This window comes from Hymenobacter duratus, assembly GCF_014698995.1.
GTDB classification, from domain to species: domain Bacteria; phylum Bacteroidota; class Bacteroidia; order Cytophagales; family Hymenobacteraceae; genus Hymenobacter; species Hymenobacter duratus.
The window spans coordinates 335500-362492 of the sequence record NZ_JACWZZ010000002.1; the positions used below are offsets into that span (position 1 = coordinate 335500).

Below are 26993 nucleotides of genomic sequence, written 5' to 3' on the forward strand. Positions count from 1 at the left end.
TTCAGACAGGTGTTTCGGGGGTCGTGGCGAATTCTTTCAGCAGCTCAAAGAAGGGCTGGTCCATGCGCTGCGGCCGGGCCGCCAGAAAATCGGGGCTGGCCGGGTCCTGATAGCCGGCCAGCTGTGCAAAGTCGGCGGCAGAAGCCGTGGCAAATCCCATCGACCATTCGGGAAACGCCTGGCTGGCCACCGGACCATCGGCGAGCTTGTAGAGGTGGCTATGCCGGCAGTCCCGGGCAATGGTGTCGAACAGCGCCTGCACGGTTTCCTGCTTGCCCTCGAGTACCTGCAAAATATTGCCTGCGCTGAAAAGCAGCAGCCCCGTGATGTTGCGTTCCTCGTTTCGGCGGCGCGAATGCAGCAGTAAGGACCTCAGGGCAGCATCATCCATGTCTGCCACCGCCGAGCTGAGGTACACAATACGATACATAATCTGGAAATTCTGACTTCTATAATGGCGTGTCCGGGCGGTGAGTTTGACCCATCTGTCCGGCTGTAAGCAGAAAAGTTACTGAATAAGTAAGAAAGTCAGCTGCAAGAAAGCCCCACGGCCCGGATTTGCACACCAGCGAAAACCTTTCCCCGGCCCCCAGGGTACACCGGAAGCCTGTTTTACAAATCCGCGAGGCACTACTTCTCTCTTTCTGATGCCTTTTCAACTGCCTGCTCTGCTCCCCGAACAAATCGAAACTATCCTGCGGACTTCGGGAGTAGTACTGGGCAGCCTGGTAGTTGGGTGGCTGCTGAAAGTGGCGGTATTCGGGCTGTTGGCGGCCTACGTGCGGCGCGAGCCGATGGTGCTGGCCAGTTCTGTGCTGCGCCACCTGCGCCAGCCCAGCGCCTGGTTTTTCCCGGTGCTGGTGCTCTCTTTTCTGCTCCCGCTCACGCAGCTCGAAGACCGCGCCTTGGAGGTGGCCCGACGACTGGTAGAAACGCTCCTGCTGACCACCTTCGCCTGGGGGCTAGTGAAAACCGTGGACGTAGTTCAGGACTTGGTGCAGCAGCACTACCGCCTCACCGACAGCGACAACCTGCGGGTCCGGAAGCTTTTCACGCAGCTACAGTTCGTAAAAAAACTGGCCGTGTCGCTCATCATTTTCGTGGCCATTGCCCTGATTCTGATGAGCTTCGCTACGGTCCGCAAAATCGGGACGGGCCTGCTGACATCGGCTGGCATTGCCAGCGTGATTGTGGGCTTTGCGGCGCAGCGCTCCATCGGCAATCTGCTGGCGGGCTTCCAGATTGCCTTCACCCAGCCCATTCGCCTCGATGATGTGCTGGTGGTGGAAGGCGAGTGGGGCCGGGTGGAGGAAATCACCTTCACGTATGTGGTGCTGCGGATCTGGGACGAGCGGCGCCTGGTACTGCCGCTCAACTACTTCATCGAAAAGCCTTTCCAGAACTGGACCCGCAGCTCCTCGCAGCTATTGGGCACCGTATTTCTCTACACCGACTACACCATTCCGGTTGATGCCGTGCGTACCGAGTTGCAGCGTATCGTACAGCACAATCCGCTCTGGGACCAGCGCGTGTGCGTGCTGCAGGTCACGGACTCAAAAGAACGGACCCTGGAGCTGCGCTGCCTGGTAAGCGCCGTTAATTCCAGCCAGGCTTTTGACCTACGGTGCGCGGTGCGGGAGCAGCTGATAGCCTTTATTCAGCGCAACTACCCCGATTGCCTGCCCAAAACCCGCACCCTCACCCAGCCCACAGACCAGCCCTTCACGCCAGGATTGGCCATGGAAGACTAAGGGCGGAATGCCCAATCTGCGCCGCTGCTCAGCCGGCAAACACAAAGCGGCGCTGCCGAAGCCAGCTTTCCAGCAGCCGCGGGTCGGCGGAAATGCGGCCTACCACGCGGTAGCGCGACCGGAGCGCGGCAGAAGTAGCCGCTTCCTCGTTCACAACCTGGCCCGGCCCCAGGTAGGTGGAGTGAATGAAGCGCACTTGGCCGCCTTTCACCAGCAGAAACCCTACGTGGAAGTCCAGCCCCACCAGATACAGACCTTCCCCGAGTTGCTGCACCTGCCGCACAAACTGGCCGAGCGGCACCATCCGGTAGCGGCGAATATGGCCTTCATCCGTCAGGTTTTGGATCAGTTTCTCGGAAGTGGTTTTGGCCAGCGCTACCCGGTCCAGGCGTAAGCCGGCGTCGCGCAGGGTGGTCGTTACGAAGTAGCCGCAGGCAATGGAGTCCTGCTGCGGCACCTGGGTGGTTCCGTAAAATGCCCACGGTGTGCCGTACCACGCCGGCCAGATGGCCGTATCGAGCGACGCAACCAGCAACCGGCGCGCCTGCCGGAGCACGGCCGCTTCGGTGGCAGCCGTACGTGCCTGCTGGTACTGCGCAGCGAGAGCGGCCCGCTGGCTTGCCAGTGTCTGTAGCTGCTGCCGATATGGCACCGCTGCGTCCTGCTTTGGAAGCAGCGGAGCCGAATACCAACAGCGGACAGCGCCGGCCAGCACAGCCAGAAATAGCAGGAATTTCATAGAAGTAGCGGCCTGGAGTTGCATTGCAGCAGGACAAACGAACAGGGCATAGTTTATTGTACTATCAAATGAGGAGCTTACATTTTTTCTACCTTCCAGAAAAAACAGGGCGCTTCTACCGGAGTGCCGAACTATTCCCGCCCGGAAGGGTCTTATCTTAGCCAGCTTGCGCGCCTGCAGTGTGCGCGTGGCCCATTCTACTGCCTTCTTTCTCTGCTGCCTGCTGCATGATCAAACTGGAATATTTTACGCCTGCTGACTTCCCGCAACTCATCACCTGGATTACTGACCCCAAGCTGCTCATGAACTGGTCGGGCTCCCTTTTCAGCTTTCCGCTCACCGAAGACAAGCTGGCCTGGTACCTCGAAGACACCAATGACCCGGCCACCTCAGATGCCCTCATCTACAAGGCCATCGAAACCAAGACCGGCGAAGTAGTGGGCCACATTTCGCTGGGCGGCATCAGCCGCAAAAACAGCGCCGCCCGCATCAGCCGGGTGCTGGTCGGCAACAGCACGGCGCGGCGCCGGGGCATCTGCCAGGGCATGATGAAGGCCGTGCTTCGCATCGGGTTTGAGGAGCTGGGCCTGCACCGCATCGATTTGGGCGTGTACGACTTCAATACGGCGGCCATCCGGTGCTACGAAAAGGCAGGAATGCAGCAGGAAGGCCTCTCGCGCGACATTCTCAAGTACGAAAACGAATACTGGAGCCTGATTGAAATGAGTATGCTCGACCACGAGTGGCATGCCCTGCACTCCAAATAGGTCTGCTGGCTTTCCCTGGTTCAGCAACGTAAACGCCCTGCCTGGTTTGAGCCAGACGGGGCGTTTTCCTTTTTCCAGCGGCAGGTATCAGCGGTTGTTCAGCAGCGGGAAGCGGGCACTGAGCTGCTCGCGGGAGGCGCGCCGGACTTCTTCGGAGGTGCCATAGCCGACTTCTTGCTCCCCGGCTGCCCGCCGCTGCATCTTCGAGTCGGCAAACGCCAAACGCCTGCAGGCCGGGCAGCTGTGCCGTAGCAGTGCTTCGCACCTTGCTGGTGGCTGTCAGTTGCCGAATTATTTTGGGTCAGCAGCTACTTTTTCAGCTTTTCAGCGTAATGCCAAAGTCTTTTCTGAACCATCCATGAGCACGACCGACAGCGCTGCTCCACTCACCACCGACGTGGTGCTGATAGGAGCCGGAATCATGAGTGCAACTCTGGGGCTGATGCTCAAAGAGTTGGACCCCACTCTCACCATCACCATTTTTGAGCGGCTGGATGTAGCGGCTGCCGAAAGCTCCGATGCCTGGAACAACGCTGGCACCGGCCATTCGGCGTTCTGCGAGCTGAACTACACGCCTGAAAAGCCTGATGGCACCATCGACATCAGTAAGGCGCTCAAAATAGCTGAGCAGTTTGAGGAGAGTAAGCAGTTCTGGGCCTACCTCACCGAGCAGTACAACGTGAAGGAGATTCAGCGCTTCATCAACCACATTCCGCACATGAGCTTCGTGTGGGGCCACGAAAACGTGGATTATCTGCGCAAGCGCCACGCTGCCCTCACTCAGTCGGCCTTGTTTGAGGGCATGGAATACACGGAAGACCGCGCCCGGCTGCACGACTGGATGCCGCTGGTAATGGACGGCCGCGACCCACAGCAGCCCGTGGCAGCTACCCGCATGGATTTGGGTACTGATGTGAATTTCGGCTCCCTCACGCGCGGCATGTTCAATTTACTGCAGGAGAAACCCGGCGTTACGTTCTATTTCAATCATGAGGTAGAAAAGCTGCGCCACAAATTCGATGGCACATGGGGCGTGAAGGCCCAAAACCGCAAAACCGGCGAGGACCTGAAAGTGCGCGCCCGGTTCGTGTTTATCGGGGCCGGAGGAGGCTCGTTGCCGCTGCTGGAGAAATCCGGCATTCCGGAGGCCGACGGCTTTGGCGGGTTTCCGGTAAGCGGCCAGTGGCTGAAATGCACCAATCCGGACGTAATAGCACGCCACGAAGCTAAAGTGTACGGCAAAGCCGCCGTTGGCTCGCCCCCTATGTCGGTGCCGCACTTGGATACGCGCATGATTGACGGCCGCAAGGAGTTGCTGTTCGGGCCGTATGCCGGCTTCAGTACCAAGTTCCTCAAGACCGGCTCTTACCTCGACCTGCCGGCTTCGATTCAGCTCAACAACCTGCGCCCCATGATCATGGCAGGCCTCAAGAACCTACCCCTCACCAAATACCTCATTCAGCAGGTACGCCAGTCGCCGCAAGACCGGGTGGCGGCGCTGCGGGAGTACATGCCCGAGGCGCAACCCCAGGATTGGCAGCTAGCCGTGGCCGGACAGCGCGTGCAGGTTATCAAGAAAGACGAAAAGCAGGGGGGCGTGCTGGAGTTCGGGACGGAGATGGTAACTGCTTCCGATGGCTCTATCGCGGCCTTACTAGGCGCTTCGCCCGGCGCCTCCACGGCCGTGAGCATCATGCTGAGCCTTATTCAGAAATGCTTCCCGCAGCAATCCGCCTCGCCGGCGTGGCAGGCCAAGTTTCACGAGATGATTCCTTCCTTCGGCCAGTCATTGGCCACCAAGCCCGAGCTGGTGGCGGAAGTACGGGCCCGCACCAGCGCAGTGCTGGGTCTAGTGGAGGAAGTGAGATAAACCCACCTACCAGACGTTGTACACACCAAGGGCCCGCTCCATAGATGGAGGCGGGCCCTTGGTGTATGTTGCCTAGCCCAATAGGTTATCAGGAATGCAGTGTCTTTTGGTCACTTGCCTGTTTCTCCGGTGAGAACACCTCGGCCAGCATGCACCGGGCGCTGCCGCCCCCAATGGTTTCAATGGTCGGGATGGCCAGCGGCAGCAGGTCGGCGTAGCGGCTCAGCGTCTGGCGCTGCGAGGCAGTCAGGGCATCATAGGCACTCTGCGACATAGCCAGCAACTCCGGCCCGGCGGCGGGTTGCAGCGTCAGCATATTGCCGGCAAACCGGGCTACCTGCGCCAGAGAAATATCCACCAGCTCGTGGCCGGTCTGCTCCAGTGAACCTGTTACGGCCGCGCGCTCCGTTGGGTCGGTGATGCTTTCCAGGCATAGCACCGCAAAACGCGCCCCAACGCACAGCATTACGTTGGTGTGGTAGATGGCGTGGCCCTGCGCATCCTGCGCCCGAAAGGCAACCGGCCGGTAGCCCAGCTGTGCGCACACACTCCCAAATAAGTCAGCGTCGGTGCGGGCAGAGAGGCAGGCGTAGGCGACGCGGTGCACATGGTCAAAAATGATGCTGCCAGTGCCTTCCAGATACCGCCCTTCCTGCTCCGCGCCTGACAGGTCGTGCACCTGCGTAATAACAAACTCCCGGCCCAGCATTTCCAGAATATCTGGGCGGCGCTCCGGGCGGCGGTTTGGGGCACACATTGGATACAGCAGCACGCGCCCATCGGGGTGGAAAGTGCCCCAGTTGTTGGGAAATACCGCATCCGGTTTGGCAGGCTCCGGCGTATCGTCTACCACCAGCACGCGCATTCCTTTTCCGCGAAGAGTGCTTACCATGGCGTCAAACTCGGCAAAGGCCCGGGCCTGGATGGCACTTTCATCGAGGCCGGCTATGGCCTGCTGAAAGTGGTTGGAAACGGCCGTTTCGGGGTTGAAGCAGAACCGAGCGGGACGGACAAGCATTACGGTGCGCGCAGATTGCATGGGCAGTGACTAGTGGGTGGACGCAAAGAAACTCTCTGTGCATCAATCTTAATGAAAAGCCACGCCAACCAAGCCCTAGCTCAAGCGTACAGCCTACTTCGCTTCTACCTCCTCGTATGTACCATGCTTTACCCGCCCGGGACTTTCTGGACCTGAGCTACCGCGATGATATGTGCTTCATCATCAACCGCATTCTGCGGCCCTTGGCGCCTACTGAAGCGCAGGAAGCTTACGCGCTGATGCTGGATGCCGCCAACAGCCACGGGTGCCAGCACTGGCTGATTGACTTGCGCCGCGATACTACGTTCCAGCCGGACCTGCTCACTACCTTTTTTCCGCAGCCCGGCGACCAGCCCAGCAAGGTCACGTATCTGGCCTATCTGGTGTCGCCGATGCTGCTGGCCGAGCTCGAAAACCGGGACGTAGTGCCCTTGCCCGTACACTACGACGACCTGCCTTTCCGAGTCAAGCTGTTTGTGGATGAGCTGGCTGCCCAGGAGTGGCTGTCGGCCAACTGATGCACTACTAGGCAGCGCCGTACCTTGGCGCATAGCCAGCTCCGCTTCTCCCCCATGGATATTCGCCCCCGCGACACAGACTCCGACTGGCGCCGCCGTGCGTACAGCGTCATTTTTGAGTCGGACACGCCGGCCGGCCGCGCCTTCGATATTGCGGTGCTGGTAGCTATTGTGCTGAGTGTGGTGGCCGTGATGCTGGAAAGCGTACAGCGCATCAATCAGCAGTTTGGGGCCGTGCTGCGGGCCGTGGAATGGTTTTTCACGGGCCTTTTCCTGCTCGAATACATTGCCCGGCTGGTCGTGGTGCGTCGGCCGCTGACCTACGCCTTCAGCCTGCTGGGTATTATTGATTTTATGGCCATCGTGCCAACACTAGCCACACTGGTGCTGGCGGGCAGCCGCTACCTGCTCGTTATTCGCACGCTGCGGCTGCTGCGGGTGTTCCGCATCTTCAAGCTGGGCCGGTTTGTGGGCGAAGGCGAATTCATCGTAACGGCGCTGAAAGCCAGCCGCTTCAAAATATTGGTCTTTCTCACGGCAGTTCTCACGCTCGTGACGGTGGTTGGCACGCTGCTGTACGTGGTGGAAGGCGGCCAAAACGGCTTCACGAGTATTCCCAAGAGTATTTATTGGGCGGTGGTAACAGTCACGACCGTTGGGTACGGCGACATTTCGCCCGTCACGGTGCTGGGCCAGACGCTGGCCTCCATCCTCATGATTCTCGGCTACGCCATTATTGCGGTTCCTACCGGCATCGTTTCGGCCCAGATGGCCAGCCCGCGTGCTACAGCAGCCCCCACCTACAAGCAGGTGATATGCCATGTCTGCCAGGCCACCGACCATCGGCCCGAAGCGGACTATTGCTGGCGCTGCGGCGAGAAACTTTAGCCGGCCTGCAGGCTATTCCATCACTTCTACATCAGTCCAGCGGCGCGCTGCCTCCATCAGATACGGGCTGACAAAACGTAGCGCCACACTACCGGCCGGCGTTTGTACGGTGGTGCTGTAGATGGTAGTCCAGAGGAAGCTTGTAGCCCTGAAAGGCCCGATGGCTGACCACGGAATCAGGAGCGGTGGGTGGCCAACCTTGAACAGAAAACCAGTCTGCAGCGCCAGCCCCTGCGCCGATACCGCCGCTTCCAGGGCATTGCGGTAACTCATGCCCCCGATACTGGCCTGCGTCAGCGTAACCAGGCTGCCGGGCAGTGGCGCGGCCGCCCGAAAGTAGTTGGCGAGCCGCTGCCAGCCCATAAGAGCTATCAGTTTCACAACCAGGCACCAGAAAAGAACGAAACCGCCTACTGCCAGCGGCAGAATCCACAGAAGATGCAAGCCCATAGCCGCTGATACGGGCTACGCCGCAGAAAGTAGGCTTTCCGTCATAAACCATTGCCCCACAGCCGGGCATCATCGTTCACTACAAATGATTTGAGCAGTAGCAGCATGCTTTCCTCTATTTCCGGCAGGTGCGCATCCAGAAAGTTGGACCGGTACGGATCAATGTAGCCAGTCAGGCGCGCAAAATCGTCGCCGGAAAGCACCTGAAACCCCATGGACCAGTTGGCGAAAACGCGCGTTTCAATCGGGCCATCGGAGAGCCTCAGTACCCGCGTATGGCGCTGGTCCTGCACTATTCTACTGTAAATCTCCCGCACAGCATCCTCTGTTCCTTCCAGCACCTGCAGGAAGCTCCCGTTGCCATATAGCAGCAGCCCCGTGATATCCAGCCGGCTATTGTTGCTCCGCGACTGCTGCAGCAGGTGCTTTAGCTCGGCATTGGTCGGGTGGCCTACCGCATAACTTTGATACACGATATGGTGCATGTTCTGAGAGCTACGCCCGATGATAAACGACTGTTTACTACCGAGCAGGCCGGCCTAAACGGAACCACAACTACTGTTAAGATAGCATTTTGCCGGCAGCCGCACAAGCTTAACAATACCGGGCCTCCCACCTGCTTCGGGTTGATATGCCAGCGTACAGGCCTGAAACCGGCAAAAAAAAGAAGCATGCCGGGTGGCATGCTTCTTTGATTCTTCCGAGTGGGAAGGAGAATTAAGCGCGACGTACTTTAACGGCGCTCAGACCCTTACGGCCTTCTTCTACCTCGAACTCAACCTTGTCGTTGTCGCGGATTTCATCGATGAGGCCCGTTACGTGAACGAAAACGTCCTGACCGGTAGCACTGTTGTTGATGAAACCAAAGCCTTTGGTCTCATTGAAGAATTTTACGGTTCCTGTCTGCATGATTGCTAGGAAAAAAGTGAAAACGAAGCAACTGGCAGCGAAACTCTACTATTATTCAAAATGCGTGAATCAATGGTAGTGACACGAGGCAACTTGCCTTTAATACTGTAAACATACGGCTTATTTTCCGTTTGCCGCACATATAGCGCAACTTTCGGATATAAGATGTGATTTACGAGGACCTAACCGACAGGCTGTCCATTAGGTTCAGTTTGCGCGAAAACATACCTGCAGTAGCTTGCATGCTCCCTGCATAGTGCCTGGCGGGCTGGGGCTGCTTTCGTGCTGGGCTACCTCTTGTCTGGGCTTCTTCCGAGCCCTGATATCGGCGCGGACGTTACCGACTACCTGTTCACTGCCCCCGATTCCGGAATGCACAACGGCCCGAACGGCCTCCGAATGCCCCCCCCGTCGGTCCGGCTTTAGCAGAGCTTACCAGGGCCTTTGTCGGCCTCGTCCGGTTTCGCTGCGTATGCGCATCGTCTACGGTCGTGAAGTTCTGGTGCCTGCAATTGCTCTTGCCTATGAAAAAGCTCCTGCTGTTTCTCCCGCCGCTCCTGGCTGGCTGTGGCTCCTGCGAGGAAGTAGTGCTCACTCCGGAGGAGCGGGCGTGGTTTACTGTCTACCAGAAAGCCAGTACGGTTACTTTCCGAAGCAACCGGGGCCACACCGTTACGGCGGTAGTGCAGCCGCTCAAGGAATGGCATCAGAATACGGACTGCAACCAACTGGAATCAGGAAAATACCAGCCCATTTTCACGCAGCTGGGCCTGATTCCAGCCGAGAAATACAACGACTCCAATCCTTCTTTTACGGTAAATATCCGCAAGCACACCCCGGAAAAGCCTGGCTACATGACTTTTGATATGGCTGGGCTGCAATGCGGCACGGCCTCCCAGGCAGGCGTGCCTACTGCCAAATGGCAGCAGCAGGCCTGCACTCTGTCTACTACCGGCAAAACATATCCGGCGGCTTATGCTTTTCGCAGAGACCAGAACTGCACCAGCTACTCCAATGCGCGGCTACAGGCCTTCTATTGGGACAAACAGGACGGCCTTATCCGGTACGAGCTGACCGATGGCGAGATTTTCGAGCTGGCGGCCAGGTAGTTTCTAAACCAAGCAGGCTTAGCAATCCGGCAAGTCGTCTCATCCAACCTTACTCCTACTCAACTACATCAACTCCCGAATGGCTTCGTCTACTGCTGAACTCAGCCCCGAAACGCTTCCCCAGGCTCCTTCCACTTCCGGCCCGGTAGTGCTGGCCGGTGCTACCGGGGCGCTGGGGCTGCTGATTGCCCATCATCTGCGCCGCCGCGGCGCATCAGTGCGGGCACTGGTTAGGCCTGAATCCAGCCACAAAGCGGAGGCTGAATCGTTGCGGCAGCAGGGCGTGGAGGTGATAGCCGTAGACTATAGCAGCGTTGCGGACCTTACGAAAGCCTGCCAGGGTGCTACCTGTGTCATCTCAGCTTTATCGGGGCTGCGCGATATTATTGTGGATACGCAAACGCGGCTATTGGAAGCAGCGGTAGCAGCCGGAGTACCGCGCTTTATTCCGTCGGACTTCTCCGCCGATTTCACCACGCTGCCAGAAGGCTCCAACCGCAACTTCGACCTGCGCCGGGAGTTTCAGCGCCGGCTTGATGCGGCACCAATCCGGGCCACGTCTATTCTCAACGGCATGTTCATGGACTTGCTGAAAGGCCAAGCGCCGCTGGTGCAGCCGGGTATCGGCCGGATTGTATACTGGGGCGACGCCGACCAGCCCCTGGACTTCACCACGATGGTAGACACGGCCGATTTTACTGCCGCCGCTGCCCTTGATGATGCCACGCCCCGTTACCTGCGCGTAGCCGGCGAAGTAGCCAGCATCCGGGGGGTGCAGGCGGCAGCCAGCCAGGCGTTCGGGAAACCGTTCAAGCTGCTGCGGGTAGGAAGCCTGGGCGTACTGGCCACCATGATTAAGGTGACGCGCACACTCATGCCCGCCCCCAACGACGTATTTCCGCCGTGGCAGGGCATGCAATACATGCACAACATGCTCAGCGGCCAGGCCAAGCTGAACCCGCTGGATACGGCCCGCTACCCCGATATCCGCTACACCCGAATCCGGGAGTTGCTGGCGGAGAAATAATCGGGATGGGGCTGGTGGACGGCCTGGGGGTGGCTTATAGATACGAGAGCCACCAGTAGCTGTGCCGCTGCCTGTATTGCTGGTACCAGCGGCAGGGCCAGTACAGCATCAGCACCAGACCCACCCACACGGCATAGGTGCGCCACAGACTGGGGTGGTAAGCTGAGGGCCAGGTAGCCGGCGCAGTAAAGCCCAAGTTGCGGGCCTGCCCGAAGGCCAGACGGGTCCAGACCCAGGCTGACGCGCTGATCAGCAGCAGATGCAGTAGATAGTAGAAGAACGGCACCTGCCCGAACGTGCGCAGCCAGCGGCTCAGGCGGCTGGTGAGCTGCTCGACGCTGCTCAATGCCAGCAGCGCTACTCCCAGCGTAAGGCACACAAACAGCAAAGAAGGTGGGTATTTACTCACATTCAGAAACGACAGTACGGTATACAGTTCCCCACGGGGCTGTACGCTCCACGGGGCCGGGTCGCCGTACCAGTTGGTGGCCCGCAGCACCCCAAACAGCACCAGCAGGCCCGCTCCTACCCGGCGCAGCAGCTGGGTGCGCCGGGGGAGCGGCAGCGCAAACCACGGCCCAACTACATAGCCGGCCAGCATCACGCCCAGCCACGGCCCCAGCGAATAGGCCACCAGAAACGGCGGCAGTGGTGGCAACGGCAGCAAAAACGGATTGTTGTGCAGCAGAGCCCAGCCGACGTTTTCGGGCGTAACGGGCTGAATGAACGGCAGCGCATCGTGGCCGGCTATGATGAGGAGTGCCAAGACCGCCAGCACCGTGCGAGGCAGCCACAGCAGCCCGGCCAGCAGCACCATGCTCCAGCCAATCACCCAGATTACCTGAAGCAGCAGCATGTCGTAGTTCCACTGCAGCAGAAAGCTGATAACCAGCAGCTCAAGCGCGGCCAGCCACAGGCCCCGCGTAAGCAGAAAGCGGCTGGTGCGGCACCGGCTGCCCTGTTTCTGCTGATACAGCCAGATGCTCACGCCTGAGAGAAACACGAAAGTAGGCGCGCAGAAATGCGTAATCCAGCGGGTGAAAAACAGGAGCCCGGTCGTCTGGGCCATATCCTCGGGGCGGATGGATGTGGGGCTCCACAGCTCACGCACGTGGTCGAGGGCCATAATGACCATCACCAGGCCGCGCACTACATCAACGGCCTGCACGCGGGCGACGGAAGCCCTGCCCGGCACGGGCACAGCGGCTGAAGCGAAGGCAAACTGCATAGCACGAACAGATTGAGTGGGAGAAGCAACCCAAAGTAGCGTATTCGCCGCCGAAGATTGCGCTACGGCTTCTGCCGAGGCTTTTCGAGGCTGACGCTTTGCAGCAACCTGCTGAAACAAAAGCGCCGCCCCGGTTTCCCGGGGCGGCACCATGTACCGACTTCGACAATGTTAGCTAGATAAACTGACGACTAGCATTTAGTATATCGAACTCATATGGGTTATGCTTATTGTAAACGATAGTGACGGTAGCTCCTGCCGCATACCGTGGTACAGCAAAAGCTGTCCCGTTCTTATCTAGGGTTTCAATTGTCTGACCACTCTGGGTCGTGAAGCGGACAACCGGCCGCATAACAGTCGTTTCCCCCCAACACAGCTCATTACGCACTACGACTCCCGGCACCCGCACTCCGTGCATCTGCAGCCGGTCGCGTCTCCTCTTGGCTGTAATATACCATACAGTAAGTGCTACCCCGAACATTACTAAGACAACTATAAGATGGCCGTCGAATGACAAATCCATAAGATCAAACGTGTTTCAGACGTAAAGTATTAGACGGTAAATGTACAGCGAGAATGAGGTCAGCTAGATGATGAAGAGCATAACTTGTACCTGACAAAGGTGCGTCTTGAATCGCAAGGTTTCTCTGAGAAGCTGCGCCCGGAAGCAGGTGTTCCCTCCAAAACGCAAAGCGCCGCCTGAGTTTCTTCAGGCGGCGCTTTGCGAGTTTAGTATCAAGAAGCCCGTCATGCTGAGCATGACGGGCTTCTTGATTTCCGGCAGGCGGCTACTTCAGCTTGATGCCCTGATCGGCCATGGCCTGCTCGGTTTTGGCGTGGTTGGCCAGAAACTCCTTGTGCTGCTCCTCGGTGCGCTCGGTGCCGAGGCTCTGCAGGTTCTCGCGCAGCTTGTCGGCGGGCATATCGGCGCCGTAGGAAGGGGTGCCGGGCTGCTGCCGCCACGACTGATGCAGGGTACCAGCATCCACCGCGTCGAAGCCCAGCTCATCCACCATCTGCATTACTTTCTGCTTGGCGGCGGCATCGTCGCCGGCCACGGGCAGGCTGATGCGGCCGGGCGTGCCGGCGGGCTGGCCCTTCTCCACAATGTGGTGGGCGTAGATGTTGTTAAACACCTTCACCACGGGGCGGCCCAGGTGCTGCTGCACCCACTCGCTCTCGGTGAGGCTGCCGGTTTCCAGCTCCGCAATCTTGCCGTCGCGCAGCATGGGGTAGTAGTTGCTGGTGTCGATGATGGGCGTCTCGCGGGGCACGCTGGCCAGCAGATCCTTGGGCAGGTCGGGAATGTTCTTGAGCGGGATGGTCACCACCACGAGGTCGGTGCCGTGCTGGGCGGCTTCCTCGGCCGTCACGGCCTGGGCACCCGTTTTCTGCTCCACGTCTTGGAGGGTTTCCGGCCCGCGGGAGTTGGCAATGTATACCTGGTGGCCGAGGTCCGTCAGCCGCATGGCGAGGGCGCTGCCGATGTGGCCGGCGCCAATGATTCCGATGTTCATAGTTGCGTTGTTTAGTAGTTCGTGCGCCGGTGATGTGCCGGTGCAGGGAGGTAAACAACGTAAGTGGGCGTTTTGCTTTTTTTCTTCTTTGGTGTGGCTAGAACGAGCAACGCCGCCGGAGAGGGGCTCGGGCGGTGTTAGTAGTAGAGTGCAGAAGACCCGTTCATGGTCCGGCGAGGCGGCTGGTATATCCTCAAATGGCCGGAACGCGGCGGGCTCAACTGCCCAATGATCTACGCCGGGGCCGGTTTTGCGTTTGGCCCGTCCGGCGCGTAGGTAAAGTCCTGCAGCATGTCACCAGTAAGAACTACGAATGAGGACGTAGTATAGTAGTATAGCGGGGCGGCATGTGTTGGTAGGATGCCTTTCAAAACGTCAGGCTCCTGATTTTACAGAAAATGAATGCCATACTCGGCACATATTTCAGCTACCTGAGCAAATTCCGGCGGGCCGGGCGGCAGTTGGGCCAACTCGTGAAACATGTCCTCGATGTCGGCAGGGAAAATGGAGAGCAGCACCCGGGCCGGGGCATTTCCCACTACTTTGAAACTATGCGGCACGCCTCTGGGCACATATGCCAGTTCGCCGGCTTGCAACACTTGCACGTTGTCGTCCACTTCAAATTCCACCTCTCCCTCCTGCACGTGAAATACCTCGTCTTCTCGCGAGTGCACATGCCGCGGGACGCCCGTGCCGGGCTGATTCAGTTGCTCAATCAGCGTAAACTGCTGGTTGGTGTCCTTACCAGTGAGCAGAATGCGTTGATGGTCCCCGATTACAACCAGTTGAACACCTGCTTCCGCCTCCAAAATCTTGGCATGTACATTCATAAACTTTCTGTTTTATGTCTTTCCTAATTTACATTTTATAGTAGATAATAAACAAAAGCAAACACAAGAATTGTGCGCCAGGTTGCGCATGAATCTTTCAACATCAACAGGATACGCAACGAAATTATGCGGCATATATCACGCTTGCTGCAACCAGTGTAAGCGTCGATTAATCTGTCGACCCTCACCACCCCCAAGCTTGGCGAAAGTTGTTGCAAGGCACTGGCCGAGGCCCAGCAGCAACTCAACGCCATACAATACCTCTAGGTGCGGGAGTGGCGCCTGAAGGTATTGTATGGCTAACTATCCCTACTATTTGATACACAAGGGCGGCAACCAGCCAGAAAGGCCAGATTGCCGCCTCTGCAGCTTACTCCCGCCCCGGAATCTTCACCCCGCGCTCCTCGGCTACCTGCTGGGCCAGTTCGTAGCCCGCGTCGGCGTGGCGGAAGACGCCCATACCGGGGTCGGTGGTGAGCACGCGGCGCAGGCGCTCCGCTTTTTCGGGGGTTCCTGTCGCTACTATCACCATGCCTGAGTGGGTGCTGTTGCCGATGCCTACGCCGCCGCCGTTGTGCAGGCTCACCCAGTCGGCACCGGAGGCGGTGTTGGCCAAGGCGTTGAGCAGGGGCCAGTCGGCTACGGCGTCGGAGCCGTCCTTCATGCCCTCGGTTTCGCGGTTGGGCGAGGCCACGGAGCCGCAGTCGAGGTGGTCCCGGCCGATGACGATGGGGGCCGACACCTCGCCGCGGGCCACCAGGTCGTTGATGACCAGGCCGAACTTTTCCCGCTCACCGTAGCCGAGCCAGCACACGCGGGCGGGCAGGCCGATGAAGGGCACCTTGGCCTGGGCCTTCTCGATCCAGCGGGCCAGCATCTTGTTGTCGGGGAAGGTTTCGAGCAGGGCCCGGTCGATGCGCAGAATGTCCTGCGGGTCGCCGCTGAGGGCGGCCCAGCGGAAGGGGCCTTTGCCCTCGCAGAACAGCGGGCGAATGTAGCCGGGCACGAAGCCGGGGTAGAGGAACTGCCCGTTCTCGTCGCGCACCTGCAGGCCGCCTTTTTCGGCCTGTCCGCGCAGGTTGTTGCCGTAGTCGAGGGCTACAGAGCCGGCCGCCTGCATATCAATAATGGCCTGGCAGTGCTTCATGATGGAGGCCAGGGCCTGGCGCTTGAACTCCTCGGGGTTGTCCTTGCGCAGCTGCAACACGGCCTCAATGTCGCCCTCGGGAATGTAGTCCATCAGGTCGTGGGCCGAGGTCTGGTCCGTCACGATGTCAACTTTGTAGCCTTGGGCCAGCAGCTCGGGCAGCACGGTGGCGGCGTTGCCGGTCAGGCCGATGCTCCAGCCTTTGCGGGCGGCTTTGTACTGCTCGCACAGCTCCAGGGCGTGCGGCAGGTCGCGGGCCTGCTCGTCGAGGTAACCTTCGCGCACCTTCTGCTTCACCCGCTCGTCAATGGGTTCGATAACCAGGCACACGCCGTCGTTCATGGTCACGGCCAGCGGCTGCGCGCCGCTCATGCCGCCGAGGCCGGCCGTCACGGTAACGGTGCCGGCCAGTCTGCCGCCGAAGTGCTTGTCTCCCACCGCAGCGAAGGTTTCGTAGGTGCCCTGCAGGATGCCCTGGGTGGCAATGTAAATCCAGGAGCCGGCCGTCATTTGCCCGTACATCATCAGGCCCAGCTTATCCAGCTCATCGAAGTACTCCTGGGTGCTCCAGGCGGGTACGATGTTGGAGTTGGCAATGAGCACGCGCGGGGCGTGGGCCCAGGTGCGTAGCACGCCCACCGCCTTGCCCGACTGCACCAGCATGGTTTCGTCAGCTTCCAGGTTTTTGAGGGTCTTGACGATGGTCTGGTATTCCTTCCAGTTGCGAGCAGCACGGCCGGCGCCGCCGTACACAATCAGCTCATCATACACGAGGCTCACGGCCGGGTCAAGGTTGTTTTCCAGCATGCGCAGGGCCGCTTCGGCTTCCCAGGTTTTGCAGCGCAGCGTGGTGCCGTGCTGCGCTTTTACCGTTTCCTCAGGTTTATACTCATAGTACATGGGCCGCGTGGTGGGCTTTTTGGCAGCGGATGACTGGCTGGTAGCTTCGAGATTAAGCTCGGGCGTTTCGAGGGCGGAGTGCGGCATGGGAAGGGCCATTGGGATGGTGGGTAGAACGGCGAATATAGCGTTTTCGCCGCTTGACGGTACACAGTTTGGTGGAGCGACAATGGAAAAAGCGAGGACCATGAAACAGAATTCCAACGCTGGAAATCCTCCGCGCCTGAGAGGCCTCATGGGGCTGCTCCCATTCATGCGCAAGAAGAAACCTCGAAGCAACAGAATATTTTTTTTACTATTTTTTATTATATAATTTATATTTTTACCGATATATGCTCCGTCTTCTTCAGGCATCTACCACTTAGCTACAACTTCTTTCTTATGGACAAACTTCTACTTCTTTCGACGACACGGCGCCTAGCGTGGTCGGGCTTGGTAGTGCTGGCGCTGCTGCTACAGAACTGCCAATCAGACAAGGAAACGGCAGCGCCCGAATCGGTGCCGGCAACCAGCTACACTGCCGAAGTGGCGGACAAATGGGCCAAGCTCACGCTACAATTGGTGCGCACCAGCCCCGGTTTCACACCACCCGTAACGGCGCGGGCGCTGGGCTACGCTGGCCTCACCATGTACGAGTCGGTGGTGGCCGGCATACCGGGGCGCCGCTCGATGGCTGGCCAGCTGCAGGACCTGAGCAGCTTGCCTCAGCCGGAGGCAGGGCAGGTTTATAACTGGCAACTGAGCGCCAATGCCGCGCAGGCCAGTATCCTGAAAGCGCTGTTTGCCAATACTACTGCCGCCAGCATGGCCCGTATCGATTCGCTGGAAACGGCGCTGGCCCGCCAGCACGCCGGCACCGATGAGGCGGTAGCTGACCGTTCAGGCCAGTACGGGCGCAGCGTGGCGCAGGCTATTTTCACGTGGTCGAGGACAGACGGCGGGCACGAGGGCTACAACCGCAACTTCCCCGCTAGCTTTACTCCGGCCAGCGCATTAGGTGACTGGCAGCCTACTGAAAACGGCCGGACCATCCCGATGCAGCCGTACTGGGGCTCGAACCGCACGTTCCTAGCCACAGACCGGAACATGCCCATGCCCGTGCCTATTTCTTATTCCAGTGCCCCTACTTCGCAGTATTACGCCCAGTATCTGGAGGTATATGCCAAAAACCGCAGCCTGACGCAGGAAGAGAAGGAAATTGCCATCTGGTGGGCCGATGACCCCAGCGAGACCTTCACGCCCCCCGGCCACTCCTACAACCTGGCCCGTATCTTGGTCAACACTACCCACGCCGACTTGGGCAAAGCCACCGAAACGTTTGCCCGCACCGGTATTGCTGTGGCCGACGCCTTCATTCTGTGCTGGAAGTGCAAGTACATCTACAACAACGAACGGCCTTACACCTTCGTCCGCCGCTTTATCGATCCTACCTGGGTGCCATTCTGGCCAGCGCCACCGTTTCCGGGTTTTCCATCGGGCCACGCCACGCAGTCGGCCGCCACGGCTATTGTGCTGGAGCAGTTGTATGGCAACATCACCTTCACCGACGACTCCCACGTGGGCCGGGGCCGCGACATACCCCGCGCCACCGACTTCCGGGCCCGTACCTACCATTCGTTCTGGGAAACGGCCGAAGAATCGGCCCTCTCCCGCTTCCTGGGCGGCATTCATTCCCGCCAGGACAACGAAATCGGGCTGCGCGAAGGCCGCAAGATCGGGCAGAACGTGAATGCCCTGAGCTGGCGCTAAGCGCGTGCTGGGGAATTTGTAAAAACGTTGTTTCTGTCCTGCTAAGCTGAACGGCACAGAATGCTGGCATTTACCGATCCGGCGCAGCCCTGAAGGGCGTTTCTGCGTATGCAACGCCCAAACCTACTGTCCTCCGTTATGAAAAAAGTAGCTGCTGGCGTGACCCAGCTTCAGATTCAGCGTTTCGTCAACCTGTATTTTGTGGAAACCGGTACGCCCGGCGAGTGGGTACTGGTGGATACCGGCCTGCCCGGCTCTGAAAAAGACATCATTGCGGCGGCCGACAAGCTGTTTTATCCCGGCACCCATCCCGAAGCTATTATCCTGACCCACGGCCACATGGACCATTCCGGCTCGGTGCAGGCACTGGCGGAGCATTGGAAGGTACCGGTATTAGCCCACCCGCTGGAAATGCCTTTCCTGACGGCCCGCGCCGTGTATCCGGCCGCCGACCCTACCGTGGAAAACGGCGGCACGCTGGCTTTCGTGGCCCGGTTCTTCCCGCCGCAGTCGTTCCAGCTCAGCGACTATGTGCAGGCTTTCCCCACCGATTCGGAGGAAGTTCCGTTTCTGCCTGGCTGGCGCTGGCTGCACGTGCCAGGTCACGCGCCAGGCCAACTAGCGCTGTTCCGCGAGTCAGACCGCACGCTGTTGGGCGCCGATGCATTTGCCACGGCCAACCACGAGTCGGTGCCGGCGCTGCTGCTACAGCTCCCGAAAATCAGCGTGGCCGGCGCGCCCTTCAACTACGACTGGCAGCAGGTGCGCGAGTCGGTGCAGAAGCTGGCGGCGCTTCGGCCCGAGGCCATTGGCTGCGGCCATGGCCCTGTCATTACGGGCCTGGAGGCCACTGCCGGGCTGCAGCAGCTAGCCGACCATTTCCCGATGCCAACCAAAGGCCGCTACGTGCAGGAGCCTGCTCGTCTTGATGCCAACGGCGTCGTGTCGGTTCCGCCCGCTCCTGCCGACCCACTCCGCACCAAACTCGCTATTACTGGCGTGGCGCTGGCGGCCATTGCTGCCGCGGCTTTCTTTGTCAAGAAGCAGAAAACGCATCAGCAGAACGACTACCCGAAAAAGCAGGCGGACGGGCCTCGCGTGCCCCGGACCGGTAAGGCTCCGGAGTAGAAACTGCCTTGTTGCAACTGTATACTGCCGCGCTCCGCTGAATCACTTCAGTGGAGCGCGGTTTTTTATTCCTCTTGCTTCGGTTCTGGTTCCGGCGCGTTTTTCTGGCCCGCTCCCTCCTGCTTCACCGCAATGCTGCCGTTCACGGTAGATACGCGCAGCTGCGGGCCGCCCTTCCCGAACGTAGCCGTGAGGCTATGCGCCTGCAGCAGCTTGCGCACTGCCGGTACCAAGCTAGCCGTGACGCGGCCGTGGCTGGTGCGGGCCACCAGTATCCCGGCATAGGAGGCCGGCAATTGGCACGTTGCACCACCGTTAGTAGTTTTTACATCGAGTCCGGGACCAGCCCAGGCAGCCCCGGTGAAGGCAACGTTCAGGCGGCCGTTGGTGGTTTTACCGCGTACGTCACCGCCCACACCCGCCAGCTCCACGCTGCCGTTGGTGGTTTCGAAGGTGATGGTACCCTGCACATTTTCGAGCCGGATGCTGCCATTGGTGGCCGTCAGTGCCAGGCTGGTTTGCGTGGGCACAAACACCTCGTAGCTCACGCCCCAGTCTTCCAACGAGCCATTGGCGCGGGACGCACGCAGCGTGTTGCCAGTGCTGCTGATTTGCACGGCCGCCGCCACTGCCCGGGCTGCTTCCAGCGTGCCGGACTGGCCTTGCACGCGGGCCCGCACCCGCACCGTGCTGCCGCTCCAGCCCCGCACCACAATACCGCCGTTCAGGCGGGCATCAACGGTCAGCGGGGTACCGGCCGCCGGGGCAGGCAGGCTCAGGTCGCGCGTTTCGCAGTAGGTTTTCTGCAGTTGGTTACCCGTACTGGTTTCACACCGAATCTGAAAAACGGGTGCCTGGGCGGCGCAGGTGGCAGCGCCCCCCATCAACAGTATAAGGAAGAGGTATTTCATGTTGAGAGAGCCGAAGAAGATACTGGAAGACGAAACTCGCCACGCGGCCGACACTACTGCAGGCTGGCCGCAACTCCCGTGAGGTAGGCCGCAACGATGGTAGCGGCCAGCCGCGCCGTCTGGTTATCCCGGTCGAAAATCGGGTTGAACTCCACTACCTCAAACAGCCGCACCTCCGGCTTCTGCCCGGCCAAGAATGCGGCTTCCGTGGCCTGGCGCGGCGTGAAACCGTCGGCGCTGGGCGCCGACACAGCGGGTGCAAACGCCTCGGCGCAGCCATCCACATCGAAGCTCACAAAGGCCGGGCTGGTAGCGGCCCGTGAAAGAGCCCGGCTCATGTAGAGCGGCATGCCTTCGGCCTGCACATGGGCCAGCGGCACAATGTGGGCCTGCTGCTGGTGCAGAAACTCGATATCCTCGAACGTGTTCAGATTGGAATGCAGCCCTATTTCGGTGAAGCGCGAACCGTCCAGGAACCCCTCGCGCAGCAGCTTGCCGAACGGGGTACCGCTGCTGATCAGGCCCGGCTTATCCTTCACATCAGCGTGAGCATCCAGGTTGATACCACTTACCGGCTGGCTTCCGGCCGCATCAAACAGGCCACGGACGGTGCTGTAGCTGCCATCGTGGGAGCCGCCCAGCACCACCACGCGCGGATAGCGGCGCAATAGGTCGGCCATCTGCTCCCGGATGTGGGCATGATTGGTCGCATGGTCAGGGTGGCTTAACTGCAGGTCGCCGGCGTCAGCAATCCGGAGGCCGTCGAGGCGAACGTTGTGCTCCAGATTGTAGGTTTTGTGGTAGCGGCCCAGCTCCCGGCGCATAGCGGCCGGGGCACCGGCGGCGCCGGGCCGTCCTCCTTCCAGCACCGTCCCGAAATCCAGGGGCAGGCCCACGAGGCATACCTCGGCTTCGGGCAGCTCGGCGGCGGGCCGAATCAGTTCACGCAGAAATGTTGGCATGCGCCAAATGTAGTACACAACCGAACAGGACGCATACAGCCCGACCGATCAGCAATAGCATGGCAGACAACGGCTTTTGCGCAATCCAACTCCCGCTCCGGCTCAAGCGTATTGCAGAAAACATCATCGGTATGGCCTGACAGGCGCCTTTCTCTCTCGCTCATGGCCTCTTCTTCCAGCCCACGGATTCTGTTCGATACCGCTTCGCTCACGATCCGCTACGACTACCACAATGATTGGCTGCACGCCCAGTGGCAGGGCCACCAAGATGATGCATCGGTACGCAGCGGCTGCGCCCAGCTATTGGCACTAGTGCGGCAGACTGGTAGCACACGTATCTTCAACGACAGTAGCGAAGCCTTCGGCGAGTGGTACCAGGCCGCCGAATGGATAGGTCAGGAATTTATGGTGCAGCTGCACGAGGCCGGGGTGCGGGCCGTAGCCTGGGTAAATGCCATGGACTGGCCTACGCGCAGCTGTGTGGCTTCCACTCTCCAGCACATGAACCACCCGCTGGCTACCACGTTCGAGTTCGATGAGAAGGAGGCCGCAAAAGCCTGGCTGGCCACCATCCACTGAGTGCTACCCCGATCTAAGCGGGCGGTGCGCTATCTTCCGGCATGATTCGTCGTTTTCTACTCCTGCTGCTGGCCGGCCTGTTGTGTAGCGCCCCGGCCGCCCTAGCCCAGCGCAAAACCGCCCCGGTACCCAAGCTGGCACCTTCCTTCTTCAGCACCTACTCCTACCTCACCTATTCCATCCTCGACAAGGCCACCAGCCCGACGCCGATGGCGGCCAAAGGAGTGGGCGGCACCCTCACGCTGCGCCCCGATGGCACTTTTCAGAAGGCCCTGACACTGGCCGGCAACGGCGGCACCATGCGCTTCGACCAAAGCGGCCGCTTTGCCTTCACCGCCGACCGGATTACGTTCAGCTACACCGACAAAAAAGGCCAGCCCCGCACCGATGAGGGCACATTTCGGCTGGCCAATGGCCTGCTCACGCTCACCATGCAGGGCTACCCCGCCGGCAACCAGAGCATCTACACGCTGCGGGTAGAATAGCGGGCCAGCGTTGCGCCCGGCCGGGCTTTCTGCTAACTTGCAGCCCATTCCGGGCGCAGGCCCGCTTTTCCTCTTTACCCACTCACCTACTTACCTACTCTATAGATGGGACGCGCGTTTGAATTCCGCAAAGGCCGCAAAATGAAGCGCTGGGACCGGATGTCCAAGGACTTTACCCGTATCGGCCGGGAGATTGTAATGGCGGTGAAGGAATCGGGCCCCAACCCCGATACGAACTCCCGCCTGCGCACCGCCATGCAGAACGCTAAGGGCGTGAACATGCCCAAAGACCGGGTGGAAGCCGCCATCAAGCGCGCCAGCAGCAAGGAAGAGAAGGATTATGCCGAGGTGGTGTATGAAGGCTACGCGCCGCACGGCGTGGCTGTAGTCATCGAAACCGCCACCGACAACCCGACCCGCACCGTAGCCAACGTGCGCATGTATTTCAACCGCGGCAACGGCGCCCTGGGCACGGCCGGCTCCTCCGATTACACCTTCACCCGCAAGGGCGTATTCAAGCTGGCCGCCGAAGGTCTCGACCTGGATGAGCTGGAGCTGGAGCTGATTGACGCTGGTGCCGAAGACGTGTACGCCGACCAGGAAGAAGACGAGCACGGCGCCGTGAAAGACTACATCGTGGTGGAAACTGCCTTCACCGACTTCGGCCAGATGCAGAAGGCGCTGGAGGAAAAAGGCCTGAACGTGGTTTCGGCGCAGCTGCAGCGTGTGCCCAACACCACCGTGCATCTCGAAGGCGAGCAACTGGAGGAAGTGATGAACCTCATCGAGAAATTCGAGGACGACGATGACGTGCAGGCCGTGTACCACACGCTGGGCTAAATCACGGATTTAACCGGATTTTCCGGATTGGTCGGATTTCGTAGTCGATTCAATCAGGCAAGCGGGCCGCTCCATTGGGGTGGCCCGCTTTTCGTTTGGTGGTGGCCGCGAAGTTGGGTAGGTTTAGTTTTCCACCTTCACGCCTGCTTACGTGCTCCATCGACTTCTCGCACTCGCCACGCTTAGCCTAGGCCTGCTGGCTTCCTGTTCCGGCCCCGCTCCCACCGAAATCAGCGCCCCGGAGACGCCCAGCCTCAGCAGCTACTTCCCCGCCCCCGATACCACCCAGCTGCAGACCGGCGGCGTGCAGCTGGTGGCCATCAACACGCCCAAAGGCACGTTCAACGTCTGGACCAAGCGCATCGGCAGCAACCAGCGCCTGAAGCTGCTGCTGCTCAACGGCGGGCCAGGGGCCACGCACGAGTACTTCGAGTGCATGGAAAGCTTCCTGCCCCGTGAGGGCGTGGAAATCATCTACTACGACCAGCTCGGCTGCGGCAACTCCAACAACCCCAAAGACACCGCCATGTGGAGCCTGCCGCGCTACGTGGAGGAAGTGGAGCAGGTGCGCCAGGCCCTGCGCCTCGACAGCAGCAACTTCGTGCTGCTGGGCCACAGCTGGGGCGGCATCCTCGCGGCCGAGTACGCCCTCAGGTATCAGCAGCACCTCAAGGGCCTCGTCATCAGCAATATGATGATGAGCGTGCCCGACTACGGGAAGTACGCGGAGGAGGTGCTGGCCCCGCAGTTCAAGCCCGAGGTGTTGAAGGAAATCCGGGCCATTGAGGCGCGCAAGGACTTCCAGAACCCACGCTACATGGAGCTGCTGCTGCCCAACTTCTACGCCAAGCACATCCTGCGCCGCCCGCCCGCCGAGTGGCCCGAGCCGGTAAACCGCTCCTTCGCCAAAATGAACCAGTCGCTCTACGTGACCATGCAGGGGCCCAGCGAGTTTGGCGTGTCGGGCAAGCTGCTGAACTGGAACCGCGTGCCCGACCTGCCCAGGCTGCGCGTGCCCGTGCTTAGCATCGGCGGCAAGTACGATACCATGGACCCCGAGCACATGCGCATGGTAGCCCAAAAGGTGCAGCACGGCACCGCCCTCATCTGCCCCAACGGCTCCCACATGAGCTTCTACGACGACCAGCCCATCTACATGCGCGGCCTGATTACCTGGCTAAAAGGCGTGGACCGGGGCGAGAAGGCGGTGAAGCTGTAGCGCCCACAAGACGTGTCATCTTGTGCTTGCGCAAGGTCGGGTTGAGGATTTACAGGAGTTCTATACTTGTGATTTCCCGCATTTTGCTGAAGCGTTTTTCCTGAGGCTGGTATATATCAATTTCCTGCCAGCTAATGCGCACCTGCCGACCTTGCAGCGTATTTAGCTTTGTTAGAATTTCTTCGGCCTCTGGAAAGCGAGTTAGCCACAGGAACTCGGCATTGTCACCTTTTGCAATCTGTACTTGCAGCCGCGCCAGTCCCGTACCCTGCAATGGGCCCAATTTACCTACCGACTTCCCAGTAGTGGCGGCAGTGGATTCAGGTGCAGGCGCCACCATTTGTGATAATGCCATAAAAGCTGGGCAATCCTGCATTAACTGAGCCCCTACCTCAGTACCAATCTGATTCATAATCTCAGCATTGCCAAAAGCATCTGCACCATATAGCCGCTTAATTGTCATTACTTCTTTGCCCGCTACCGGCCCGAAGCTCTGCGTTAGAATTTTTAGGTATTGAGCTTTCGTGAGGGATTCCGTTTTCTGCTCAGAAGCAGCTTTTTCAAGAGCCGGGCATATGGCCGCTGCCATTTTCACATTCAATTCCTGCTTGGTTTGCTGCGCATAACCCTGAATAGTATTCAAACAAATCATCCACAAAAGCAGAAATACGGTCTGTAAACGAGTAAGCATAGCAACGTCAAACAAATGAAGAGTGTGAGAAAGTGTCAAAGCTAAGCGTAATCTTGCTTCAAATTTCTGTTACCCCCAATGACTTACCGCCCCCTGTTCCTGCTCGACGCCGACACGGCCAGCATCTTCGAAATAAAGCGGCTGGATGTGCGGAGCGACAACCCCGGCGACGTGTACTTCTGGCTGTATTTCGACCGCGCCAGCCGCCAACTCCGCCACCTCACCTTCGTTTCGATGAATGCGGAGGGCGACGAGCAGCAGCGCGAATTCACGCAGGGCCAGCTGCGGTTTACGGCCTCAGAAGGCACCTATACGCCCACGGACCCCGGCCCGGCGCTGGCCCTGCAACCGGTGGTGCCGCCCACGCTGCCGGTTGAGCTGGAAGCAGCCTTGTTTGCGCTTTTCCGGGAAACCCAGCCCGCGGAGTAAGGCCGCCGCCGCGCTATACCGTATCTTTGCAGGCTGCCGACCCTCCAGGGGGCCGGCAGCCTGTTTTTTACCCGCCTGCCCAAGTGCCTCAGCACCAAGCGCCAGGCCCTAAGCACGACCTCCATGGCTACCCGTCTCAATAAATACATCAGTGAAAGCGGCGTGTGCTCCCGGCGCGAAGCCGACCGCCATATCGAGCAGGGCAACGTGCTGGTGAACGGCAAGCGCGCCCACGTCGGCGACCAGGTGACGACCAAAGACCGGGTAGTGGTAAACGGCATCGTCATTGAGCCGCGGGCCGAAGAAGATGCCGTTTATATTGCCTACAACAAGCCGCCGGGCGTCGTCACCACCACCGATACCAGCGTTAAGGACAACATCATCCGGTCCATCAAGCACTCGGTGCGCATCTTCCCGATTGGCCGCCTCGATAAGGAGTCGCAGGGCCTGATTCTGCTGACCAGCAACGGCGATATCGTCAACAAGATTCTGCGCGCCGGCAATCAGCACGAGAAGGAGTACGTGGTGATGGTAGACAAGCCCATCAACGACCAGTTCATCGAAGCCATGTCGGGTGGCGTGCCGATTCTGGGCGTGATGACCCAGCGCTGCAAAGTCACGAAGGAAACGCCTTACATCTTCCGCATCACGCTTATTCAGGGCATGAACCGCCAGATCCGGCGCATGTGCGAGCATTTCGGCTACGAAGTGGTGCAGCTGGAGCGCATCCGCGTGATGAACATCAACGTGAAGGGCCTCGGCCCCGGCGAGTGGCGCGAGCTGACAGAGAAGGAGCTGAAGGTGCTGTTTGAGATGATTGAGCACTCCAGCGGTACCGACGACGGCTCCGTGCCTCGCCGCCGCAAAACCGTTTCTACTGCCACGCAGTGGGCCGACCGCCCCTCACACAAAACCGCCCGCCCCGCCACCAGCCGCCCCGACATTGTGCGCCCGGCCTCCGGCGAAACCGCCGGCGACGGGCCGCGCAAACCCAAAGCCAAACCCACTGGCGCCTGGGTCGAGAAGCCCAGCGCCAGCGGCCGCAAGCCGGTTACGCCCAAAGGCCTGGCAACGGCCGGCCGCGCGGCTGGCTCTGGCCGCCCAACGGGCATAGCAGGCACCCGCCCCGGCAAATTGGCTGGCAAACCCGGACCAGGAAAGCCCGTCCGCTCCGGCACTCGCGGCGCCAGCGCCTCTCCGAAAGGCAAAGCCAGCACCCGCGGCACCCGCGGCAGTGCCCGGCCCGGCAAACGCTCCTAACCACCACGAGCCGCTTCACATGAAGCGGCTCGTTTTGTTTTGCACTCTGTA

General features: G+C 59.9%; 30 protein-coding genes. 15 read left to right on the forward strand and 15 right to left on the reverse strand.

Annotated elements, in window-relative coordinates; translation table 11 throughout:
* Position 1 precedes the first annotated feature (1 nt).
* A complete protein-coding gene (locus IC231_RS09320) occupies positions 2 to 430 on the reverse strand; it encodes a BLUF domain-containing protein (RefSeq protein ID WP_190784258.1) in 429 nt (142 codons plus the stop codon).
* A 217-nt stretch (positions 431 to 647) separates the two neighbouring features.
* Between IC231_RS09320 and IC231_RS09325 the strand changes: the two genes are divergently transcribed.
* Positions 648 to 1751: a mechanosensitive ion channel family protein gene (locus IC231_RS09325; protein ID WP_211538970.1), complete on the forward strand. Its 1104-nt coding sequence runs from the start codon at positions 648 to 650 to the stop codon at positions 1749 to 1751.
* 28 nt (positions 1752 to 1779) lie between these two features.
* On the opposite strand, the gene IC231_RS09330 is transcribed toward IC231_RS09325, so the two are convergent.
* Positions 1780 to 2490 (reverse strand): hypothetical protein, encoded by a 711-nt coding sequence (locus IC231_RS09330; RefSeq protein ID WP_190784259.1) that lies wholly within the window; start codon positions 2488 to 2490, stop codon positions 1780 to 1782.
* Positions 2491 to 2717: 227 nt separating this feature from the next.
* Between IC231_RS09330 and IC231_RS09335 the strand changes: the two genes are divergently transcribed.
* On the forward strand, positions 2718 to 3257 hold the full coding sequence (locus IC231_RS09335; RefSeq protein WP_190784260.1) for a GNAT family N-acetyltransferase: 540 nt from the start codon (positions 2718 to 2720) through the stop codon (positions 3255 to 3257).
* 87 nt (positions 3258 to 3344) lie between these two features.
* Here the strand turns inward: IC231_RS09335 and IC231_RS20185 are convergent, their stop codons facing one another.
* A complete protein-coding gene (locus tag IC231_RS20185; RefSeq protein ID WP_262892759.1) occupies positions 3345 to 3479 on the reverse strand; it encodes a hypothetical protein in 135 nt (44 codons plus the stop codon).
* A 136-nt stretch (positions 3480 to 3615) separates the two neighbouring features.
* Here IC231_RS20185 and IC231_RS09340 point away from each other — a divergent pair, with 136 nt between their 5' ends.
* Positions 3616 to 5127: a malate:quinone oxidoreductase gene (locus IC231_RS09340; protein WP_190784261.1), complete on the forward strand. Its 1512-nt coding sequence runs from the start codon at positions 3616 to 3618 to the stop codon at positions 5125 to 5127.
* An 88-nt stretch (positions 5128 to 5215) separates the two neighbouring features.
* Here IC231_RS09340 and ctlX read toward each other — a convergent pair whose 3' ends face one another.
* The gene (ctlX, locus tag IC231_RS09345; protein WP_211538971.1) at positions 5216 to 6145 is read right to left on the reverse strand and encodes a citrulline utilization hydrolase CtlX; all 930 of its coding nucleotides are present in this window, start codon (positions 6143 to 6145) and stop codon (positions 5216 to 5218) included.
* Positions 6146 to 6282: 137 nt separating this feature from the next.
* On the opposite strand from ctlX, the gene IC231_RS09350 reads away from it, so the two are divergent.
* Both IC231_RS09350 and IC231_RS09355 read left to right on the forward strand, forming a co-directional pair.
* Entirely contained in the window at positions 6283 to 6684 is a 402-nt protein-coding gene (locus tag IC231_RS09350) for a hypothetical protein (RefSeq protein ID WP_190784263.1), read from the forward strand.
* A gap of 54 nt (positions 6685 to 6738) precedes the next feature.
* Positions 6739 to 7572 (forward strand): ion transporter, encoded by an 834-nt coding sequence (locus IC231_RS09355; RefSeq protein WP_190784264.1) that lies wholly within the window; start codon positions 6739 to 6741, stop codon positions 7570 to 7572.
* A 12-nt stretch (positions 7573 to 7584) separates the two neighbouring features.
* Here IC231_RS09355 and IC231_RS09360 read toward each other — a convergent pair whose 3' ends face one another.
* From IC231_RS09360 to IC231_RS09370, 3 genes are all read right to left on the reverse strand, one after another.
* Positions 7585 to 7953, reverse strand: coding sequence for a hypothetical protein (locus IC231_RS09360; RefSeq protein ID WP_190784265.1), 369 nt, complete (start codon positions 7951 to 7953; stop codon positions 7585 to 7587).
* A gap of 110 nt (positions 7954 to 8063) precedes the next feature.
* On the reverse strand, positions 8064 to 8507 hold the full coding sequence (locus IC231_RS09365; RefSeq protein WP_190784266.1) for a BLUF domain-containing protein: 444 nt from the start codon (positions 8505 to 8507) through the stop codon (positions 8064 to 8066).
* A 232-nt stretch (positions 8508 to 8739) separates the two neighbouring features.
* Positions 8740 to 8931, reverse strand: a complete 192-nt coding sequence (locus tag IC231_RS09370; RefSeq protein ID WP_073287653.1) for a cold-shock protein — start codon at positions 8929 to 8931, stop codon at positions 8740 to 8742.
* Positions 8932 to 9455: 524 nt separating this feature from the next.
* Between IC231_RS09370 and IC231_RS09375 the strand changes: the two genes are divergently transcribed.
* Together IC231_RS09375 and IC231_RS09380 are read left to right on the forward strand one after the other, a co-directional pair.
* Complete coding sequence (locus tag IC231_RS09375) at positions 9456 to 10040, forward strand: hypothetical protein (RefSeq protein ID WP_190784267.1); 585 nt, start codon at positions 9456 to 9458, stop codon at positions 10038 to 10040.
* A gap of 79 nt (positions 10041 to 10119) precedes the next feature.
* Entirely contained in the window at positions 10120 to 11067 is a 948-nt protein-coding gene (locus tag IC231_RS09380) for an NmrA family NAD(P)-binding protein (protein WP_190784268.1), read from the forward strand.
* Positions 11068 to 11101: 34 nt separating this feature from the next.
* Here the strand turns inward: IC231_RS09380 and IC231_RS09385 are convergent, their stop codons facing one another.
* From IC231_RS09385 to hutU, 5 genes are all read right to left on the reverse strand, one after another.
* On the reverse strand, positions 11102 to 12295 hold the full coding sequence (locus IC231_RS09385; RefSeq protein WP_190784269.1) for a DUF1624 domain-containing protein: 1194 nt from the start codon (positions 12293 to 12295) through the stop codon (positions 11102 to 11104).
* 175 nt (positions 12296 to 12470) lie between these two features.
* Positions 12471 to 12818 (reverse strand): DUF3592 domain-containing protein, encoded by a 348-nt coding sequence (locus IC231_RS20420; protein ID WP_190784270.1) that lies wholly within the window; start codon positions 12816 to 12818, stop codon positions 12471 to 12473.
* A gap of 265 nt (positions 12819 to 13083) precedes the next feature.
* Positions 13084 to 14001 carry an NADPH-dependent F420 reductase gene (locus IC231_RS09395; protein ID WP_394368203.1) on the reverse strand — a complete coding sequence of 306 codons (918 nt, stop codon included), beginning with the start codon at positions 13999 to 14001 and terminating at the stop codon, positions 13084 to 13086.
* Between the two features lie 200 nt (positions 14002 to 14201).
* Complete coding sequence (locus IC231_RS09400) at positions 14202 to 14642, reverse strand: cupin domain-containing protein (RefSeq protein ID WP_190784272.1); 441 nt, start codon at positions 14640 to 14642, stop codon at positions 14202 to 14204.
* Between the two features lie 370 nt (positions 14643 to 15012).
* On the reverse strand, positions 15013 to 16788 hold the full coding sequence (hutU, locus tag IC231_RS09405) for a urocanate hydratase (RefSeq protein ID WP_223831393.1): 1776 nt from the start codon (positions 16786 to 16788) through the stop codon (positions 15013 to 15015).
* 282 nt (positions 16789 to 17070) lie between these two features.
* Here hutU and IC231_RS09410 point away from each other — a divergent pair, with 282 nt between their 5' ends.
* A complete protein-coding gene (locus tag IC231_RS09410) occupies positions 17071 to 18438 on the forward strand; it encodes a vanadium-dependent haloperoxidase (protein WP_190784273.1) in 1368 nt (455 codons plus the stop codon).
* A gap of 138 nt (positions 18439 to 18576) precedes the next feature.
* Positions 18577 to 19566, forward strand: a complete 990-nt coding sequence (locus IC231_RS09415; protein WP_190784274.1) for an MBL fold metallo-hydrolase — start codon at positions 18577 to 18579, stop codon at positions 19564 to 19566.
* A 65-nt stretch (positions 19567 to 19631) separates the two neighbouring features.
* Here the strand turns inward: IC231_RS09415 and IC231_RS09420 are convergent, their stop codons facing one another.
* Positions 19632 to 20477: a DUF4097 family beta strand repeat-containing protein gene (locus IC231_RS09420; protein WP_190784275.1), complete on the reverse strand. Its 846-nt coding sequence runs from the start codon at positions 20475 to 20477 to the stop codon at positions 19632 to 19634.
* Between the two features lie 53 nt (positions 20478 to 20530).
* Positions 20531 to 21439 carry an arginase family protein gene (locus IC231_RS09425; RefSeq protein ID WP_190784276.1) on the reverse strand — a complete coding sequence of 303 codons (909 nt, stop codon included), beginning with the start codon at positions 21437 to 21439 and terminating at the stop codon, positions 20531 to 20533.
* 162 nt (positions 21440 to 21601) lie between these two features.
* On the opposite strand from IC231_RS09425, the gene IC231_RS09430 reads away from it, so the two are divergent.
* From IC231_RS09430 to IC231_RS09445, 4 genes are all read left to right on the forward strand, one after another.
* Positions 21602 to 22018, forward strand: a complete 417-nt coding sequence (locus tag IC231_RS09430) for a SpoIIAA family protein (RefSeq protein ID WP_190784277.1) — start codon at positions 21602 to 21604, stop codon at positions 22016 to 22018.
* Between the two features lie 41 nt (positions 22019 to 22059).
* The gene (locus IC231_RS09435) at positions 22060 to 22503 is read left to right on the forward strand and encodes a hypothetical protein (RefSeq protein WP_190784278.1); all 444 of its coding nucleotides are present in this window, start codon (positions 22060 to 22062) and stop codon (positions 22501 to 22503) included.
* Between the two features lie 105 nt (positions 22504 to 22608).
* Complete coding sequence (locus tag IC231_RS09440) at positions 22609 to 23343, forward strand: YebC/PmpR family DNA-binding transcriptional regulator (protein WP_190784279.1); 735 nt, start codon at positions 22609 to 22611, stop codon at positions 23341 to 23343.
* Between the two features lie 151 nt (positions 23344 to 23494).
* Positions 23495 to 24562 carry a proline iminopeptidase-family hydrolase gene (locus IC231_RS09445; protein WP_190784280.1) on the forward strand — a complete coding sequence of 356 codons (1068 nt, stop codon included), beginning with the start codon at positions 23495 to 23497 and terminating at the stop codon, positions 24560 to 24562.
* A gap of 49 nt (positions 24563 to 24611) precedes the next feature.
* Here IC231_RS09445 and IC231_RS09450 read toward each other — a convergent pair whose 3' ends face one another.
* A complete protein-coding gene (locus IC231_RS09450; RefSeq protein WP_190784281.1) occupies positions 24612 to 25253 on the reverse strand; it encodes a hypothetical protein in 642 nt (213 codons plus the stop codon).
* 78 nt (positions 25254 to 25331) lie between these two features.
* Between IC231_RS09450 and IC231_RS09455 the strand changes: the two genes are divergently transcribed.
* Entirely contained in the window at positions 25332 to 25682 is a 351-nt protein-coding gene (locus IC231_RS09455) for a hypothetical protein (RefSeq protein ID WP_190784282.1), read from the forward strand.
* A 123-nt stretch (positions 25683 to 25805) separates the two neighbouring features.
* Positions 25806 to 26942 carry a 23S rRNA pseudouridine(2604) synthase RluF gene (gene rluF, locus IC231_RS09460; protein ID WP_190784283.1) on the forward strand — a complete coding sequence of 379 codons (1137 nt, stop codon included), beginning with the start codon at positions 25806 to 25808 and terminating at the stop codon, positions 26940 to 26942.
* Positions 26943 to 26993: the final 51 nt, after the last annotated feature.

What these genes read in the sequence shown, in the direction of transcription:
- IC231_RS09320 (WP_190784258.1), bottom strand. Translation starts at nt 430, where the DNA reads ATGTATCGTATTGTGTACCTCAGCTCGGCGGTGGCAGACATGGATGAT.
- IC231_RS09325 (WP_211538970.1), top strand. Translation starts at nt 648, where the DNA reads ATGCCTTTTCAACTGCCTGCTCTGCTCCCCGAACAAATCGAAACTATC.
- IC231_RS09330 (WP_190784259.1), bottom strand. Translation starts at nt 2,490, where the DNA reads ATGAAATTCCTGCTATTTCTGGCTGTGCTGGCCGGCGCTGTCCGCTGT.
- IC231_RS09335 (WP_190784260.1), top strand. Translation starts at nt 2,718, where the DNA reads ATGATCAAACTGGAATATTTTACGCCTGCTGACTTCCCGCAACTCATC.
- IC231_RS09340 (WP_190784261.1), top strand. Translation starts at nt 3,616, where the DNA reads ATGAGCACGACCGACAGCGCTGCTCCACTCACCACCGACGTGGTGCTG.
- ctlX (WP_211538971.1), bottom strand. Translation starts at nt 6,145, where the DNA reads ATGCTTGTCCGTCCCGCTCGGTTCTGCTTCAACCCCGAAACGGCCGTT.
- IC231_RS09350 (WP_190784263.1), top strand. Translation starts at nt 6,283, where the DNA reads ATGTACCATGCTTTACCCGCCCGGGACTTTCTGGACCTGAGCTACCGC.
- IC231_RS09355 (WP_190784264.1), top strand. Translation starts at nt 6,739, where the DNA reads ATGGATATTCGCCCCCGCGACACAGACTCCGACTGGCGCCGCCGTGCG.
- IC231_RS09365 (WP_190784266.1), bottom strand. Translation starts at nt 8,507, where the DNA reads ATGCACCATATCGTGTATCAAAGTTATGCGGTAGGCCACCCGACCAAT.
- IC231_RS09370 (WP_073287653.1), bottom strand. Translation starts at nt 8,931, where the DNA reads ATGCAGACAGGAACCGTAAAATTCTTCAATGAGACCAAAGGCTTTGGT.
- IC231_RS09375 (WP_190784267.1), top strand. Translation starts at nt 9,456, where the DNA reads ATGAAAAAGCTCCTGCTGTTTCTCCCGCCGCTCCTGGCTGGCTGTGGC.
- IC231_RS09380 (WP_190784268.1), top strand. Translation starts at nt 10,120, where the DNA reads ATGGCTTCGTCTACTGCTGAACTCAGCCCCGAAACGCTTCCCCAGGCT.
- IC231_RS09385 (WP_190784269.1), bottom strand. Translation starts at nt 12,295, where the DNA reads ATGCAGTTTGCCTTCGCTTCAGCCGCTGTGCCCGTGCCGGGCAGGGCT.
- IC231_RS20420 (WP_190784270.1), bottom strand. Translation starts at nt 12,818, where the DNA reads ATGGATTTGTCATTCGACGGCCATCTTATAGTTGTCTTAGTAATGTTC.
- IC231_RS09400 (WP_190784272.1), bottom strand. Translation starts at nt 14,642, where the DNA reads ATGAATGTACATGCCAAGATTTTGGAGGCGGAAGCAGGTGTTCAACTG.
- hutU (WP_223831393.1), bottom strand. Translation starts at nt 16,788, where the DNA reads ATGGCCCTTCCCATGCCGCACTCCGCCCTCGAAACGCCCGAGCTTAAT.
- IC231_RS09410 (WP_190784273.1), top strand. Translation starts at nt 17,071, where the DNA reads ATGGACAAACTTCTACTTCTTTCGACGACACGGCGCCTAGCGTGGTCG.
- IC231_RS09415 (WP_190784274.1), top strand. Translation starts at nt 18,577, where the DNA reads ATGAAAAAAGTAGCTGCTGGCGTGACCCAGCTTCAGATTCAGCGTTTC.
- IC231_RS09420 (WP_190784275.1), bottom strand. Translation starts at nt 20,477, where the DNA reads ATGAAATACCTCTTCCTTATACTGTTGATGGGGGGCGCTGCCACCTGC.
- IC231_RS09425 (WP_190784276.1), bottom strand. Translation starts at nt 21,439, where the DNA reads ATGCCAACATTTCTGCGTGAACTGATTCGGCCCGCCGCCGAGCTGCCC.
- IC231_RS09430 (WP_190784277.1), top strand. Translation starts at nt 21,602, where the DNA reads ATGGCCTCTTCTTCCAGCCCACGGATTCTGTTCGATACCGCTTCGCTC.
- IC231_RS09435 (WP_190784278.1), top strand. Translation starts at nt 22,060, where the DNA reads ATGATTCGTCGTTTTCTACTCCTGCTGCTGGCCGGCCTGTTGTGTAGC.
- IC231_RS09440 (WP_190784279.1), top strand. Translation starts at nt 22,609, where the DNA reads ATGGGACGCGCGTTTGAATTCCGCAAAGGCCGCAAAATGAAGCGCTGG.
- IC231_RS09450 (WP_190784281.1), bottom strand. Translation starts at nt 25,253, where the DNA reads ATGCTTACTCGTTTACAGACCGTATTTCTGCTTTTGTGGATGATTTGT.
- IC231_RS09455 (WP_190784282.1), top strand. Translation starts at nt 25,332, where the DNA reads ATGACTTACCGCCCCCTGTTCCTGCTCGACGCCGACACGGCCAGCATC.
- rluF (WP_190784283.1), top strand. Translation starts at nt 25,806, where the DNA reads ATGGCTACCCGTCTCAATAAATACATCAGTGAAAGCGGCGTGTGCTCC.